Annotated in this window: 13 protein-coding genes and 1 pseudogene; 7 read left to right on the forward strand and 7 right to left on the reverse strand. The window is 71.2% G+C overall.

What is annotated here, in order from left to right:
- Positions 1 to 89 precede the first annotated feature (89 nt).
- Positions 90 to 749: a nucleoside/nucleotide kinase family protein gene (locus tag ASC56_RS01270; protein ID WP_055489229.1), complete on the forward strand. Its 660-nt coding sequence runs from the start codon at positions 90 to 92 to the stop codon at positions 747 to 749.
- 50 nt (positions 750 to 799) lie between these two features.
- Here the strand turns inward: ASC56_RS01270 and ASC56_RS01275 are convergent, their stop codons facing one another.
- The gene (locus ASC56_RS01275) at positions 800 to 2,629 is read right to left on the reverse strand and encodes a hypothetical protein (protein WP_055489230.1); all 1,830 of its coding nucleotides are present in this window, start codon (positions 2,627 to 2,629) and stop codon (positions 800 to 802) included.
- 154 nt (positions 2,630 to 2,783) lie between these two features.
- On the opposite strand from ASC56_RS01275, the pseudogene ASC56_RS39370 reads away from it, so the two are divergent.
- Positions 2,784 to 3,397: pseudogene (locus ASC56_RS39370) on the forward strand (autotransporter-associated beta strand repeat-containing protein); the annotation flags it as partial.
- 132 nt (positions 3,398 to 3,529) lie between these two features.
- On the opposite strand, the gene ASC56_RS01285 reads toward ASC56_RS39370, so the two are convergent.
- On the reverse strand, positions 3,530 to 4,210 hold the full coding sequence (locus tag ASC56_RS01285; protein ID WP_055489232.1) for a peptidoglycan-binding protein: 681 nt from the start codon (positions 4,208 to 4,210) through the stop codon (positions 3,530 to 3,532).
- 197 nt (positions 4,211 to 4,407) lie between these two features.
- On the opposite strand from ASC56_RS01285, the gene ASC56_RS01290 reads away from it, so the two are divergent.
- Positions 4,408 to 5,589, forward strand: coding sequence for a permease (locus tag ASC56_RS01290; protein WP_055489233.1), 1,182 nt, complete (start codon positions 4,408 to 4,410; stop codon positions 5,587 to 5,589).
- Positions 5,590 to 5,715: 126 nt separating this feature from the next.
- A complete protein-coding gene (locus ASC56_RS01295; RefSeq protein ID WP_055489234.1) occupies positions 5,716 to 6,288 on the forward strand; it encodes a MarR family winged helix-turn-helix transcriptional regulator in 573 nt (190 codons plus the stop codon).
- Positions 6,289 to 6,440: 152 nt separating this feature from the next.
- On the opposite strand, the gene ASC56_RS01300 is transcribed toward ASC56_RS01295, so the two are convergent.
- Together ASC56_RS01300 and ASC56_RS01305 are read right to left on the reverse strand one after the other, a co-directional pair.
- Positions 6,441 to 7,082, reverse strand: coding sequence for an HAD family acid phosphatase (locus ASC56_RS01300; RefSeq protein WP_055489235.1), 642 nt, complete (start codon positions 7,080 to 7,082; stop codon positions 6,441 to 6,443).
- Between the two features lie 158 nt (positions 7,083 to 7,240).
- A complete protein-coding gene (locus ASC56_RS01305; protein ID WP_234376809.1) occupies positions 7,241 to 8,020 on the reverse strand; it encodes a type 1 glutamine amidotransferase domain-containing protein in 780 nt (259 codons plus the stop codon).
- 58 nt (positions 8,021 to 8,078) lie between these two features.
- Here ASC56_RS01305 and ASC56_RS01310 point away from each other — a divergent pair, with 58 nt between their 5' ends.
- Positions 8,079 to 9,098: a DUF3800 domain-containing protein gene (locus ASC56_RS01310; protein WP_159039581.1), complete on the forward strand. Its 1,020-nt coding sequence runs from the start codon at positions 8,079 to 8,081 to the stop codon at positions 9,096 to 9,098.
- A 117-nt stretch (positions 9,099 to 9,215) separates the two neighbouring features.
- The gene (locus tag ASC56_RS01315; RefSeq protein WP_055489236.1) at positions 9,216 to 10,616 is read left to right on the forward strand and encodes a S1 family peptidase; all 1,401 of its coding nucleotides are present in this window, start codon (positions 9,216 to 9,218) and stop codon (positions 10,614 to 10,616) included.
- 99 nt (positions 10,617 to 10,715) lie between these two features.
- On the opposite strand, the gene ASC56_RS01320 is transcribed toward ASC56_RS01315, so the two are convergent.
- Entirely contained in the window at positions 10,716 to 10,901 is a 186-nt protein-coding gene (locus tag ASC56_RS01320) for a hypothetical protein (protein WP_055489237.1), read from the reverse strand.
- A gap of 91 nt (positions 10,902 to 10,992) precedes the next feature.
- Positions 10,993 to 12,153 (reverse strand): ROK family transcriptional regulator, encoded by a 1,161-nt coding sequence (locus ASC56_RS01325; protein WP_055489238.1) that lies wholly within the window; start codon positions 12,151 to 12,153, stop codon positions 10,993 to 10,995.
- Positions 12,154 to 12,385: 232 nt separating this feature from the next.
- Between ASC56_RS01325 and ASC56_RS01330 the strand changes: the two genes are divergently transcribed.
- Positions 12,386 to 13,585, forward strand: a complete 1,200-nt coding sequence (locus ASC56_RS01330) for a Gfo/Idh/MocA family protein (RefSeq protein WP_055489621.1) — start codon at positions 12,386 to 12,388, stop codon at positions 13,583 to 13,585.
- A 54-nt stretch (positions 13,586 to 13,639) separates the two neighbouring features.
- Here ASC56_RS01330 and ASC56_RS01335 read toward each other — a convergent pair whose 3' ends face one another.
- A complete protein-coding gene (locus ASC56_RS01335) occupies positions 13,640 to 14,335 on the reverse strand; it encodes a L,D-transpeptidase (protein WP_055489239.1) in 696 nt (231 codons plus the stop codon).
- Positions 14,336 to 14,366 lie beyond the last annotated feature (31 nt).

The raw sequence follows: 14,366 nt of genomic DNA on the forward strand, positions 1-14,366 counted from the left end.
CCGCCAGGGCCTCTGGTCCAATGGCGAGGACCGGCCCGCGGCACAGGGCCACCGCCCGACCACCGGCAGCAGCGAGCGACACACTCACCATGACCTTCGACGACCTCCTCCAGCGCGCCGCGTCCCTGGCGCGTCCCGGCCACCGTGCGATCCTCGGCATCACGGGCAGCCCGGGAGCGGGCAAGACGACCCTCGCCGAACGCGTGGTCCGCGAGCTGAACGGCGACGGGCCGCCGTGGGTGGCGCACGTCCCCATGGACGGCTTCCACCTGGCCGATGTCGAGCTGGACCGTCTGGGCCGCCGCGACCGCAAGGGCGCGCCCGACACGTTCGACGCGGCCGGGTACGCGGCACTGCTGCGGCGCCTGCACGAGGAGCACGAGGAGATCGTGTACGCGCCGGGCTTCGAGCGGGTACTGGAACAGCCTCTCGCGGGGGCGATCCCGGTGCCGCCGACGGCCGGGCTGGTGGTGACGGAGGGCAACTACCTGCTGCTGGAGTCGGGGGCGTGGGCGCGCGTGCGGGCGCAGCTGGACGAGGTGTGGTTCTGCGAGCTCGACGAGCAGGAGCGCATCCGGCGCCTGGTGGACCGCCATGAGGAGTTCGGCAAGGACCAGGACTCGGCGGTGGCATGGGTGCTGGGCACGGACCAGCGCAACGCGGACCTGGTCGCGACGACACGGGAGCGCGCCGACCTGCTCGTGCCGGGCACGGCCCTGCCGGAGCCATTGACCCCGCCCCTGAGCTGATGCCAGGTTCCCGCTGAGTTCGCCCTGTCGCCCCGCCCGCTGCCCGCAGATCACCCCTGCAGCGTCAGCACGGGCTCGCCGTTCGCGTCGCCCGCGGGGGAGCCGATCGTGGCCGTGAACGCCTCCGTGCGTACGACCAGCCCCTCTCCGGTGCGGTCGAAGACCGGTGCGAAGGGTCCACGGGGGCCGTACCGCACGGCGAAGACGTGCAGGTCCTCCGGCGCGCCCGGCGCCGGATCCGCCTCCAGCGCCGTGGAGGCGACCAGGTGGCGCCAGCCCTCGTCCGGGTTGCCGTAGCCGCGCGGGTCGGCGGCGAGGGAGAAGGCGGCCTGTTCCTGGGTGGTCTCCGAGCGGGCGTCGAAGTGATCGGTGCGCTGTGCCTGCGGGTGTGTAAGACGCAGGGTGCCGGCGGATGCCACCGCGGCCTCGGCCGTCCTGCGCACCCGGTCGCCGTCGTCCGCGGCGTACGGCAGTCCGGCCAGCAGGTACGGCGTGCCGTCGAGCCGTTCCAGGGCGACCGTGACCCACAGGCTCGTGCCGTCGGTGACGTACAGGGACTGCACGTGCCGCAGCAGGTGGTCGCGACCGACGACCGGCTTGGTGACCAGCTTCGCCGCGAGCGCGCGTGCGCGGAGGTCGCGTACCCGGACCTCGCCCATGGGCCGGCACAGCAGGAAGCCGTCGGTGACCGGGCCGAAGCCGTGCTGGCGGTTGACCGCGGCGGGCAGGTAATAGGTGCCTGCGGCCTCGACCAGCGACGGGGTCATCCGGTGGTCGAAGGCCACCGACACCGTGCCCGCGCGCAGCTGGTGACGGACCGGGGTCGCCGACGGCGCCCGGTGCCAGCGCGTGCCGTCCTGGATCTGCCAGACCAGCATGAAGGCGAAGTGGCCGTCGATGCCCCGGTCCCGCTGGGCCGCGTGCCGCGCCCAGCGGGTGTCTCCCCGGTAACGGCCCAGATCCGAGCCGATACGCCGGCTGAAGTAGCGCAGGCCCACCACGGCCTCGAAGCCGCAGTGTTGTTCGCTGTAGCGCGGACCGCCGTTGTCGAAGCCGCCGTTCGTCAGGCGCGCGTCGATGTAACGGGCGAGCACGTCCCCGTCCTCGGCGAAGACCTCCTCGCCGCTGACCCGGTGCGCCTGGGCGAGGAAGGACAGGGAGATCGGGCCGTAGTTGTTGTCGTACGCGCCACCGTGCTCGGGCGGCAGCAGCGCGCCCCGGTCCCGTACCCGGTGGGCGCGGATCTCGTCGGCGTACAGACGCATCGCCCGTGCGCGAACCAGCTCCGCCTGCTCGGGCGGGAGATGGCGGGCCAGCATCAGGCCGCCGACCACGCAGCCGATCGCCTGGTTGCCCGCCTCCTGCGGGTTGAAGAAGGTCGCCTCGGTCAGCCAGCGCCAGTAGCCGCCTGCCAACTCGAACAGTTCCTCGCGGAGTTCGCCGGTGATGAGCCCGTCCGCAGCGTCGAGGACGTTGACCGCCTGCAGCAGCGCCCAGACCGTGCTCGGCCAGTCGCCGATGGGGTGCGCACCGGCTTCCAGCACATAACGCGCGTACGGAAGAGCGGAGTTGCGGACCCGCAGGTTCGGATAGCCCGGGTTGTCCTCGACGTACACCCGCTCGCGCAGATGGAAGGCCAGGCTGCGGCGCACCACCTCGGGCAGCCGTGGGTCCTTGCCGCGCTGCCAGGCGAGGGCCAGCAGGGAGGTGATACCGAGCGAGGTGTCGCCTATGTCGTACAAGGCGGCGGCGTGTTCGAGGTTGCCTTCCCGGGTGAGGCGCGCCAGGGCCTGCTCGGTGATGTCCGCCAGGACGGCGTCGTAGGCCTCCGGGGTGTCCGCCAGGTTGTGCAACGGGCCGCGCTGGTGAGGGAGATGCACGTCGGGTCAGCCCTTCCCGTGCTCAGAAAGCGCTTGTGCGGACATTGGCAGAAGCGGACTCGGCCCGTCAACGCTTCACCGGAATCCGGGCGGTCACGGTTTGACGTCGTCGTAGCGGGCAGCACGGTGCTGTCCCAGCCCTGGCACCGGCCCGTTCACCCTGCTGGACGGCTTGGAGCAGTGGGGGCGGCTGGATCTGTTCGCCGCGGCGGACGGTTACGGCTCTTTCGACACGGATGTGCACGTCACGCTGAACGCGGCCGACGGGGGCTTCGGCGCGGCGGACAGTTGGCGCAACGACATCGGGGGCTGCGGTGGGCTGACCAAGGACGGCACCGGGACGCTGACCCTGACCGGTGCCAACCGGCGGGTGGCACGGTCGTCGAGGCCGGCACCCTGGTCGCCGCCTCGCGGAGCGCGCTGGGCCACGGTGAGGTGCGGGTGTCGGGCGGGACGCTGCGTACGACCGGCACCGTCCGGGTGCGCGGCTCCTGCACGCATGCGGCCGGAGCGGCCCTGGACGTCACGCTGCGGGCGGGGCACCAGGCGGCGCTGACGGTCCGGGGCCGCGCGGTGCTCGACCGTGAGAGCGTGCTGACGCTGCGACTGGACGAGGACCGGCCGCCGACGGCGGGGACCACGGTCCCGGTGATCGGGACACGGTCGCTGCACGGGCAGTTCGGGCGGGTCACGGTGGCGTCGGACGCGTACAGGGCGGTGCCGGTGTACACCGCGGAGGGACCGGCCGTACGGCTGCTGAAACGGTAGCCCCTGATGCACGGTGACGGGCGTGTCGCGCGAGGGGGCACGCGACACGCCCGTACCGCTGGGCGGACACGGAACCGTACGGCTCAGGGTGAGCGGCCGCCGTACGCATGCCCGTGTCCGCCCCCGCACCCGCTAGAGCGTGGTGCGGGACTCGAGGTCGCGGCGGGTGTCGTCGCCGTAGACGCCGGTCTCGTCGCCGCGGATGCCGTACCAGAGCTGGAAGCGGGCGACGGCGGCGGCGAGCGTGGCGTCGTAGCGGCCGTCGGTGGAGCCGTGGGCGTAGACGTCGGGGATGCGCAGCAGGCGTCTCTGGAGCTCGGTCACCTGGGGTCCGCTGTCCCCCTCGCGCAGCGTGCCGGGTCCGTCGGGGTCGGCGCTCCGCTGCCGGGCGGGGGCGCCGGCGGAGGGCGGCGGGGCGGCCGAGCGGTGCGAGGAACCCTCGCCCCCGGTGCCGGGCAGGACCAGCGCGGCGCCGAATCCGATGAGGGCGGCGGCGGTCAAGCCCAGCGTGATGACCGCGCGGCGCGGGGTGAGGCCGTCGTCGACGAGCCGTTCGCGGCGCCTCTGGGCGTCAGGGCCACGGCGGTCGCGGGCGGGCGGCACGGGCGACAGCTCCTCGGTGGCGTCCTCGGCGGTCGTCGGCGCCACATGGACGACGATCGGTTCGTAGACGGGCTCCGGCGGCCGGCTCTCGCGCTCGCGGAGCTCCCTCACCAGTTCGGCCAGCGCCTCCGTGCGACGGCGACGCACGACGTACGTGGGTTCCAGCACCGGGCGCCGCACCGGCTGCACCTGTTCGGGCGGTGTCGACACACTGCTCTCCTTCCGTGCCCGAGGTCTCCCGCCGTCCCCGGGGAGTGATACGGAAACGCCCGCCGACCGGTTCACCGGGAACCCACGGTCGCCGCGGGAACCGGCCGCGACGCGGGCTCGCCGAAGAGCGCTTGCCCTGGCGACCCATACCCCCTAGGGGTATAGTCGACGCCGGACCGACAGGGAGAGAGCACCGCATGTGGCATGCGATCGGACACGCGCTGTCCATCACCGCGTCGATGACCTGGGAGATCACCTGGGCGCTGATCCTCGGGTTCACCCTGTCCGCCGTGGTGCAGGCGTTGGTGCGCCGGTCGACGGTGGTACGGCTGCTGGGTGACGACCGGCCACGGACGCTCGCCCTCGCCGCGGGCCTCGGCGCGGCATCCTCCTCGTGCTCGTACGCGGCGGTCGCCCTCGCGCGCTCCCTGTTCCGCAAGGGCGCCGACTTCACGGCGGCAATGGCGTTCGAGATCGCCTCGACCAATCTGGTGATCGAACTGGGGGTGATCCTGACCCTGTTGATGGGCTGGCAGTTCACCGTCGCCGAGTTCGTCGGCGGGCCGATGATGATCATCGTTCTCGCCGTGCTCTTCCGTGTGTTCCTGCGCGAGCGACTGCTGCGCGAGGCCCGCGAGCAGGCCGAGCGGGGTCTTGCCGGGTCGATGGAGGGCCACGCGGCGATGGACATGTCCGTGCAGGGCGAGGGCCGTTTCGTCCGTCGGCTGTTCTCCCGGGACGGCCTGACCGCCGTGTCGCACATCTTCGTCATGGAGTGGGCGGCGATCCTGCGCGACCTGGTGGCCGGTCTGCTGATCGCGGGCGCGATCGCCGCCTGGGTGCCGGACGACTTCTGGCGCACCTTCTTCCTGTGGGGCCATCCGCTCGCGGCCAAGCTGATCGGGCCGCTGGTCGGACCGGTCGTGGCGATCGCGACCTTCGTCTGCTCGATCGGGAACGTGCCGCTGGCTGTGGTGCTGTGGAAGGGCGGCATCAGCTTCGGCGGAGTGATCGCCTTCATCTACGCGGACCTGCTGATCCTGCCGATCCTGAACATCTACCGGAAGTACTACGGCACACGCATGGCCGCGTTCCTGCTCGTCACCTTCTACGCGGCGATCGTGGTCGCCGGGTACGTGGTCGAGTTCCTCTTCGGCGGGCTGGGCCTGATCCCCGGCCAGGCCGCCGCCCGGATCCCCGAGGAGGGCGTCACCTGGAACTACACGACCTGGCTCAACATCGCGTTCCTGATGGCGGCCGCCGCCCTGGTCGTCCGTTTCCTGCGCACCGGCGGCCTCGCCATGCTGCGCATGATGGGCGGATCGCCCGATCACTCCGAACACGAGCCCGCCGCGGCGCACGAGGGTCATCACCACTGATCGACGCCGCATCCCGCGCGGATCGGAGCGATCTCCGTACAATTTGAGGCCGAACGACCGAACGACCGAACGACCGAGCGGCCGGACGAGCCGTCCGGTTCCGGCGAGCAGACCGAAGGAGCGCCCGTGCCCGGCCAGCGATCCATCACCGAAGCCGAGAGACTCGCCGCGGCGAAGCTCGGTGGCATTCCGGTCCGCCGGGACCAAATGGCAGCCGTGGCCAACATCTACCGGGCCGCGTCGGCGGTGCGCCAGCACCTGGAGAACTCCGTGCTGCGGGAGTCGGACCTCACCTGGACGGCGTTCGTCGTCCTGTGGGTGGTGTGGGTGTGGGGCGAGTCGGAGACCCGGCACGTGGCCGAGGAGGCAGGGATCTCCAAGGGGACGCTCACGGGGGTGGCGCGCACGCTGGAGTCCCGGGGGCTGGTGCGGCGCGCCGACCACCCCTCCGACGGCAGACTGGTCCTGCTCGGCCTCACCGACAAGGGTGAGGAGCTGATGCAGCGAGTGTTTCCGGCGTTCAACGAGGAAGAGGCCTTCGTGACGGGGCAGTTGAGCGACGCCGAGTGCCGCGACCTCGCCGAGGGGCTGCGGCGCGTCGTACTCCAGGTGGAGGAGCACGGCGAGGAACGCCGCCGTGCCCTGCTGAACGGCGCACAGCCGGCGCCGCGACGCAGCGGCCGTCGCCCCAGGCCGTGACGGCGTGGGTTGCACGCACCGGCGTGGCTGACGGCGCTCATCGCGGGCAGCGCGAGCGGGACGCCGCGCGGCAGTCCGGGCGGCCAATCGTGCGCGGGGCGCCGGTACGGGCCTAACGACCGTACCGGCGCCCCGATGCCCGGAAGGGGCCGTCAGGACAACTGGCCGTTGTAGTCCGGCAGCTTGAAGGTGCGCTCGGCGTGACCGCCCAGCAGGTCCGAGTCGTTGTTGCCGACGTTCGCGATGATCGTGTAGCCCCCCGCCTCGATCTCCGCGCGCTTGCCGGTCTTGTACGCGCTGACCTGGCCGAACAGATCCGGCAGGTCACGCACGTACAGGCCGTCGACCGGGTAGCCCACGGCCTTGAGGTTCCACTCCGTCACTTCCTCGATGATGCCGGGGCGCGCGGTGACGAAGAAGACGGCGACCCCACGGGACTTCGCGTACTCGGCCAGCTCCAGGGAGGGCTGCACCGCCGGGGTGGGCAGCTGGTACCAGGGGTGGAAGTACGTCTCCAGCGTGGTGTTGTCGATGTCGAAGACGATCGCCTGCTTCTGCCCGGCGGCGTTCTCGGTGCGCTGCCTGACGTACGGCACCGCCTGGTCGATGACCGCCTTCACATCCGCCTGCCAGGTGGCGTAGTCGACACCGGAGGTCTGCGCCGCCGCCACGCTCGCGGTGGTCTCGGCGGGAGCCGCGGAGGCGGTCTGCGCGGCGGTCACCGTGCCGCCCACGGCCAGCGCCACGACCGCCGAGACCGCCCCGATCCGGCGCCCCACACCACGTCCTGTCATGCCCGTCCCTTCCCTCTGTCAACTCGCTTCCATGCGGCGACAGTTCCTCGACGATCGCCACGCGTTCGACATGTTCACGTCCAAGGATGGACGACAGGCCACGGAAGAGTTACTGATCGGTAGACAGTTACTCGCGAGTACGACGGAATCGGCGGCGCTCACCCCCGCAGCAGGGCCAGGAACCGCCGTGCGAAGAGGTAGGCGTCCCCCGGCCAGCGGGCCGACAGATAGCGGCCGTCCTGCACCACGAACGCGTGCGTGTCGTCGGTGGCGGTGCCGCGCCTGGTGAGCTCCCGGGGCCCGCGCTCGAACTGCGCGCCCGGGTCGTCGAGCCCCGAGCGGACCTCGTCCTCCACATACGCCGGATAGGTGCGGTAGTAGCGGCCGAGGCGCCAGGCCGTGGTGAGGTAGGCGGTGCGTTCCATGTACTTCGGCAGACAGGTCGTGCGGCGGTCGGCCAGCAGGCTACGGCCGGTGGCCTCGTCCCGGGTCCGGGCCGGCACCAGGACGCCGTGGCAGATCGCGCCGACCGGCCGATCGAGCGCCCAGAACCGCGCGACCTGCCGCCGCAGCGCCTCGGAGCCCAGGTACTGGCGCATGCCGGGCGCGTGTCCGCCCGGCAGAAGCAGCCCGTCGTACTCCCTGACGTCGACGTCCGCCCAGGACACCGTGGCCGCGAACTCCGGTGCCGTCGTGAGCTGTTCGTAGAACCGTCTGGGTTCCGGCTCGGCTCCCAGCCGGCCGAACAGCACTCCGGTCAGCAGGCGGGGGTCGGCGGCGGGCCGGGTGCCGGCCCGCTCGGTGGCGAGGACCACCTCGTGCCCCGCATCGGTCAGCAGCCTCCAGGGCACCGCGACCTCGGTGACGTCGAAGTCACGGTCGGGCACCGGCATCAGCACACGCATGGCGGCCATCATGGCAGTCGGTCTCGTGTCCATGGCAGTGGTGTCCTGTGCCGAAGACGGTTCATCGGCCCTCGGGTGCGGGATGATCCTCATGCGACACGAGGCAGGGGGCGAGACGGTGACCTGGAAGCGCGGGAGTGCGGTCCGTACGCAGTCGGCGGGATGCCTGCTGGAAGTGGCCTGCGACGAGTCCGGATCGGACGGCGAGAACCTCACCAGCGGGAACACCGATGTCTTCGCGCACGCCAGTGTGCATCTGCCCCTCACCTCGGCGGCCGCGCACCTCCAGGAGATCCGTGACCGGATCCGCTCTCCCGCGGAGGAGTACAAGGCCACCCATCTACTGCGGGAGAAGCACCGCGCGGTGCTGGAGTGGCTGCTCGGCGCATCGGGGCCGCTGCACGGGCACGCGCACGTCGTGCTGGTCGAGAAGGCGTTCTTCGTCGTCGACCGCGTGGTGGACCTGCTGCTCGGTGGTCCGGAGCCTGCCCTCGTCCTCTTCCACGCGGGCCGCGACCGCTTCGGCGACGAGCCGTGGCTGCGCTTCCTGGAGGCGGCCAACGATCTGCTGCGCGTCAGGAGCACCGCGGATCCGGGAGCACCCGTCGACTCCTTCTTCCGGGCGGTGGACGCGCTGCACCGGGCGCACCCGCACGGTGACGTGGGCGAGATCCTGGCGCTGCTCGGTCGGGCGGACGACCGGGCCCGTTCCCATCGGGCACGGATCGGCGAGAGTCCGGCGGTGGTTCCCGTACTGAACCCCCTGATGCCGGCGATCGTCCGCACCGCGGCGTACTGGAGTACGGCCGGACACCCCGTCTCGCTCGTCCACGACGAGCAGAACATGCTCACCGCGCAGCGCATCGCCTGGATCACGGAGACGGCCGGGCTCACGGGACTCCGGCTGGTCGACTCCCGGCGCGATCCGCGGGTTCAGCTCGCCGACTTCCTCGCCGGCATCGCCCGGAAGATCGCCTCGGACGAGCTGAACGGACACGGCGACCCCACGCTCACCGTGCTGTTGCGGCCGTACGTGGACCGGGACTTGCTGTGGGGCGACGAGCGCAGTGGCGCGCTGCTCGGGGGCTCCTCGCCATCGCCGACGAGGTGAGTCGCGCGGCTCGCCGGTGAACACCGGGGCGCGGGCGCACGTATGGAGGGAGGGCGCTCGACGACCGGAGCGCCTCGCGGTGGTGAATCCGTGCTGTTCGGTGTCCGGGAGCCATGAATGAGGCATGCACGACGACGGATCGTCCGGCGGGGAGCGCGCTTCGCGGCCGTCGGCGGACTGCTCCTGGGGGGCCTGATGGTCACCCAGGCCCTGGCGAGCGAACCGTCCGGCGCTCAGACTCCCGACGGCACGTCCGCTCAGTCCGCCGCAGGGACCGGTTCCGACCTGGTGTCACGGCTCGGCACCTCGCGTACGGCCGGCAGCTGGGTCGCTTCCGACGGAAGACCCGTCGTCGCCGTGACCGACCAGGCCGCGGCCGCCCGGGTGACGGCCACCGGGGCGCGGGCCAAGGTGGTGCGTCACAGCATGGACCAGCTCAAGTCGGCCACACGGAGCCTGGGTTCGGGGCCCAAGGTGGCGGGCACCGCCTGGGCCGTGGACTACCGGACCAACGAAGTGGTGGTACAGGCGGACAGCACCGTCTCCGCCTCCGACTGGTCCCGGATGACGAAACTCGCCCACGGCATCGGGGACTTCGTACGGATGGAGCGCGCTCAGGGGAGGTTCACGACCCGGGTGAACGGCGCCCAGCCCCTCTTCTCGGTCAGCGGCCGCTGTTCGGCGGGCTTCAACGTGACCAACGGGCAGAGCGAGTTCATCCTCACCGCCGGACACTGCGGGCCCGGCGGCACGCTCTGGTTCTCCGACAACACGGGCCGGGGACGGCTGGGCCAGACGGTCACGTCGGAGTTCCCCGGCAGCGGCGACTTCTCGCTCATCCGGTACGAGAGCGGGCAGGAGACCGCCGGTGCCAATGTCGTGGCAATCGGAGGCGGGCGCGGTGTGCGCATCACGGCGGCCGGGGATCCGGTCGTCGGCGAGAAGGTCTTCCGCAGCGGCAGCACCAGCGGTCTGCACGACGGCGAGGTCACGGCCCTCGACGCGACGGTGAACTATCCCGAGGGCTCGGTGACCGGCCTCATCCAGACCACGGTGTGCGCCGAGCCGGGCGACAGCGGCGGCCCGCTGTTCTCCGAGGGCATCGCGCTCGGGGTGACGTCGGGCGGCAGCGGGAACTGCCAGGCGGGCGGTACGACGTTCTTCCAGCCGGTGACGAAGGCGATGTCGGCGCTCGGGGTCCGGCTGGCGGGGCAGGCGTCGGCCGGTGCCACCGCCGGGGCCTCCGCGGCCCCCGCACCGTCCACCTCGGCCTCCCAGGGTGCGGTCATCGCACCCGGGTCGGCCGCCCCGGGGTCCGCGGCTCCCGGCGCGGTCCAGCAGGTGGGCGCGGCCGGGACCTCGGACGGCTTCCTGTCACGGCTCACCGACCCGCGGAACGTCGGGCCGGGCCTGCTGGTCATCGGGGGCAGCCTGATCGCCCTGGTGGCCACCCGCTACATCCGCACGGAACAGGAACGCAACGCGTACCGCCGGGCCTACTCCGGGACGTGGGGCTGAGCCCCGCTCGGGGCGCGCACGAGCGGACGGCCCGGCCGACGGAGAAGATCACCGGTCGCCGTCAAGGACGGCCACGACCAGCGGCGGCCGGGCGAACCCTCACGCCGCTTTCGTCGGGCCCGGAGCAGCCGCCGCCCATTCCAGGACGAGCCGCTGGTACTCCCGCCGCTCCTCCATGCTCAGCATCCCGCCGCTCCGGAACCACAGGGCCCGGATCTCCTCGTTGACCTCGTCGGCGCAGCGATCCGCTGCGGGTTCGGGAGTGGTGGACATGTCGTGAAGCATACGGGTCCCGCCGTGAAGGCGATGTGAGCAATCAGGCGCCTTCCGGCATTACGGACCGTGAAGCTGATCACTCCGCGTGGCCCCGGACCCTTCACCCTTCCGCGGTTCCCAGGACGAGCACCTGGATGGCCAACACCGCGGCCCCGCGCGCCCAGTCGTGGAAGTCGGAGACCTTGGTCTCCAGACCGACCGGGGCGGCCAGCGGGTGGCGGTGGGTGCGGAGGGTCTCGTCGACCGTCTTGCCCGCGACGTCGATCAGGCCGACCCCCTCCCCCGCCAGGAGGATCTTCTGGGGCATCACGAAGTTGGCGATCTGGGCGATCAGCGTGCCCAGCGCACGCGCCGCCTCGTCGATGACGCGGGAGCACATGGGTTCGCCCTCGGCGGCGAGGCCGAGGACCTCCTCGTACGTCATGTCGCGGCCGGTGGCGGCCCGGATCTGGTAGCGGATGCTGGGGATGGTCAGCAGTGACACGGCGCTGCCGCGTTCGCCGGTGGGGGTGAGCGGCCCGTTGGGGTCCAGGATCCAGTGCCGCCCGAACCCACGGTCCTCCTCCGCGTGGCGCACCCGCTTTCCGCCCAGGACGAGGCCGTATCCGAGGCCCGCGCCGATGGTGAGGACGACGAAGCGGTCGAGGCCACGACCGGCCCCGAACCAGGTCTCGGCCTCCACGAGGGCGGCGACGTCGTTCTCGACGACCACCGGCAGCCCGGTGCGCTCCTCCACGAGTTCGGCGAGAGGTACGTCGCGCCACAGCAGGAAGGGGGATTCCCCGACCACGGCACGGTCCTGGACGAGGCCACCCACGCCGATGCCGATGCCCGCGAGCGTGGGGAACTCCGCGGCGAGTTCACTGGCCATCCCGGCCAGCAGGCCGGCGACGGCGTCGGGGTCGTGGCTGGGGAGCGGCCGGTCGAGACGGGCGACGACATCGCTCCTGAGCGTGGTGACGACCCCGTACACCATCTCTTCGGTGATCTTGAACCCGATGAAGGTACGGGAGTCGGCCACGACGTCGAGCGGCTGCGAGGGACGACCCTGGCGGCCCTCGGCCGGCCCACCACCGTCGGGGACCTCGATCAGCAGGCCCGACTCGATCAGCGGCTTGGTGAGCCGGGTGAGGCTGCCGGCCGAGAGGTCGAGTCGGCGCGCGAGTTCGGTGCGTGAGAGCGGGCCGTGGACGAGCACCTCGATCGCCACGGAGCGTTCACCGGGACTCAGTGGCAGCCAGCTGGCGGCATCTGCGGTCATGGGCGTCGATCCCCACGTTTCTTTTCGCCATGAAACTAATGAGGCGCACTCTACGCCGGAGTGCGCGGAGACAGAAGAAGCACGCAGGACTCTTGACGCGGTGATTCTTTCGCATCAAAAGTAAGTGGCCGTCGAGGACGAGACGCAGACGAGCACGCGAAGGCAGCGGCGACGGCGACAGGACCAACAGCCAGATCGACCTGATCCTCTCCCAGTGAAGGGCATGCACCCCATGACGTTCTCGCTCGGCATCGTCGGCGCCGGACAGTTCTCCGGCCAGTTCGCGAAGCTGTTCCTGGCTCATCCCGGCGTCAGCGACGTCCACGTCACCGATCTGCTGCCCGAACGGGCCGAGCGGCTGGCCGCCGCCGAAGGGCTCATGGGCACATTCCCCTCGTACGAGGCGATGCTGGAGTCGACGGCGGTCGACGCGGTCGCCATCTTCACTCAGCGCTGGACCCACGGCCCCCTGGTGCTCCAGGGGCTGAACGCCGGCAAGCACGTGTACTGCGCCGTCCCCATGGCGATCACGACCGAGGAGATCGCGGCGATCATCGATGCGGTCAAGGCCACCGGGCTGACGTACATGATGGGCGAGACGAGCCAGTACAACCCGGCGACCGTGCACGCCCGCAGCAAGATCGCCGAGGGCGCCTTCGGACGGCTCTTCTACGCCGAGGGCGACTACGTCCACGACATGGACCTCGGGTTCTACGAGGCCTACCAGTACAGCGGCGGCGAGAACTGGAAGGCGACCGCCAGCTATCCCCCGCTGCTCTACCCGACCCACTCGGTGGGCGGTGTGCTCGGTGCCTGGCGGACGCACGCGGTGAGCGTGTCCGCGATCGGCGTGCGCGACGAGCGCCGGGACGGGGTGTTCGACAAGGAGATCAGCCAGTTCGGCAACGACTTCTCCAACGCCACCGCGCTGTTCGAGGTGGCGGGCGGCGGCTCGTTCCGTACCAACGAGTTCCGGCGGGTCGGGTACCCCTCGCACATCCGGGAGTCGCGTTTCCGGTTCTTCGGCACCGAGGCGAGCATGGAGCAGCTCGCGACGGTGGCCCTGTGGCAGGACAAGAAGGGCGTGAAGGACATCTCGGAGCTGCTGGAGCCCAAGCGCACCATGTCTCCTGACGACCCATCACTCAAGCACATCGCGCCGGAACTGCGGGCGGCCTTCACCTCGGGTTCGGCTCCGGTGCACGACCGGTCCCGGCTGCCGCGCGAGTTCGACCATCTGCCCAACGGGCACGAGGGCAGCCACCACTTCCTGGTGGACGACTTCGTGACGGCGGTCACCACCCGGTCCCTGCCGTCCGTGAACGCCTGGGTCGCGGCCCGTTACACCCTGCCGGGGATCATCGCGCACGAGTCGGCCCTGAGGGGTGGTGTCCGGCTGGAGATCCCGGACTTCGGGGACGCTCCCGCGTAACGCCCGTGTCCGGTCGGGTCCGGCCGTTCAGAAGAACGGCCGGACCCGGTGGTGTCAGGTGCCGGGCTTGCGGCCGTACACGAACACATCGTCGCCGGTCTTCAGCAGCGACCAGTACTTCTGCGCGTCCGTCTTGGTCATGTTGACGCAGCCGTGCGAACCCGGCGGGTTCCACACGCTGACGCCGACCGAGTGGAAGGCCTGGCCGCCGTCGAAGAACTGGCTGTAGGGCATGGGCACGTTGTAGACGGTCGAGACGTGGTTGAGGTCCCGCCAGTAGATCTTCTTCAGGCCGGTGCGGGTCGCGTAGCCGTTGCGGCCGGTGCGCACCGGGACGGGGCCGTAGACGAGCCGGCGGCCGTCCTGGATCCAGCTGAGCTGGAGCGTGAGGTCGACGCAGGCGATGCGGCCCTTGTCGACAGGGCACTTCCCGTCCCTGTTGGGGTTGTTCCCCACGGCCTTCTGCTTGGTCATGAGGTCCATCACGCCCCAGGTGACGGGGCCCGCGTAGCCGATGGCGGGAGTGATGCCGTGCTTGTTCTGGAAGGCCTGGATCGCCTTGCAGTCGGCGGTGGACTGCCGCCCGTCGACCGGCCGGCCGAGGAACTTCTCGACCTGCTTCTGGTACGGGCCGGTCTGTGTGGTGCAGCTCGCGGCGTCCGCGGGCGCGGCCCCGAGCGCGAGTGTGACCGGGGCCACCAGCGCGGTGATCCCCAGTGCGACGGCTCCCCGTCTGCGTATGTCCCCCATGGCGGCCCCTTCGTCTCCGTGTGCGCCCCCT

It is taken from the genome of Streptomyces sp. TP-A0356 (assembly GCF_001417775.1).
Lineage (GTDB): Bacteria > Actinomycetota > Actinomycetes > Streptomycetales > Streptomycetaceae > Streptomyces.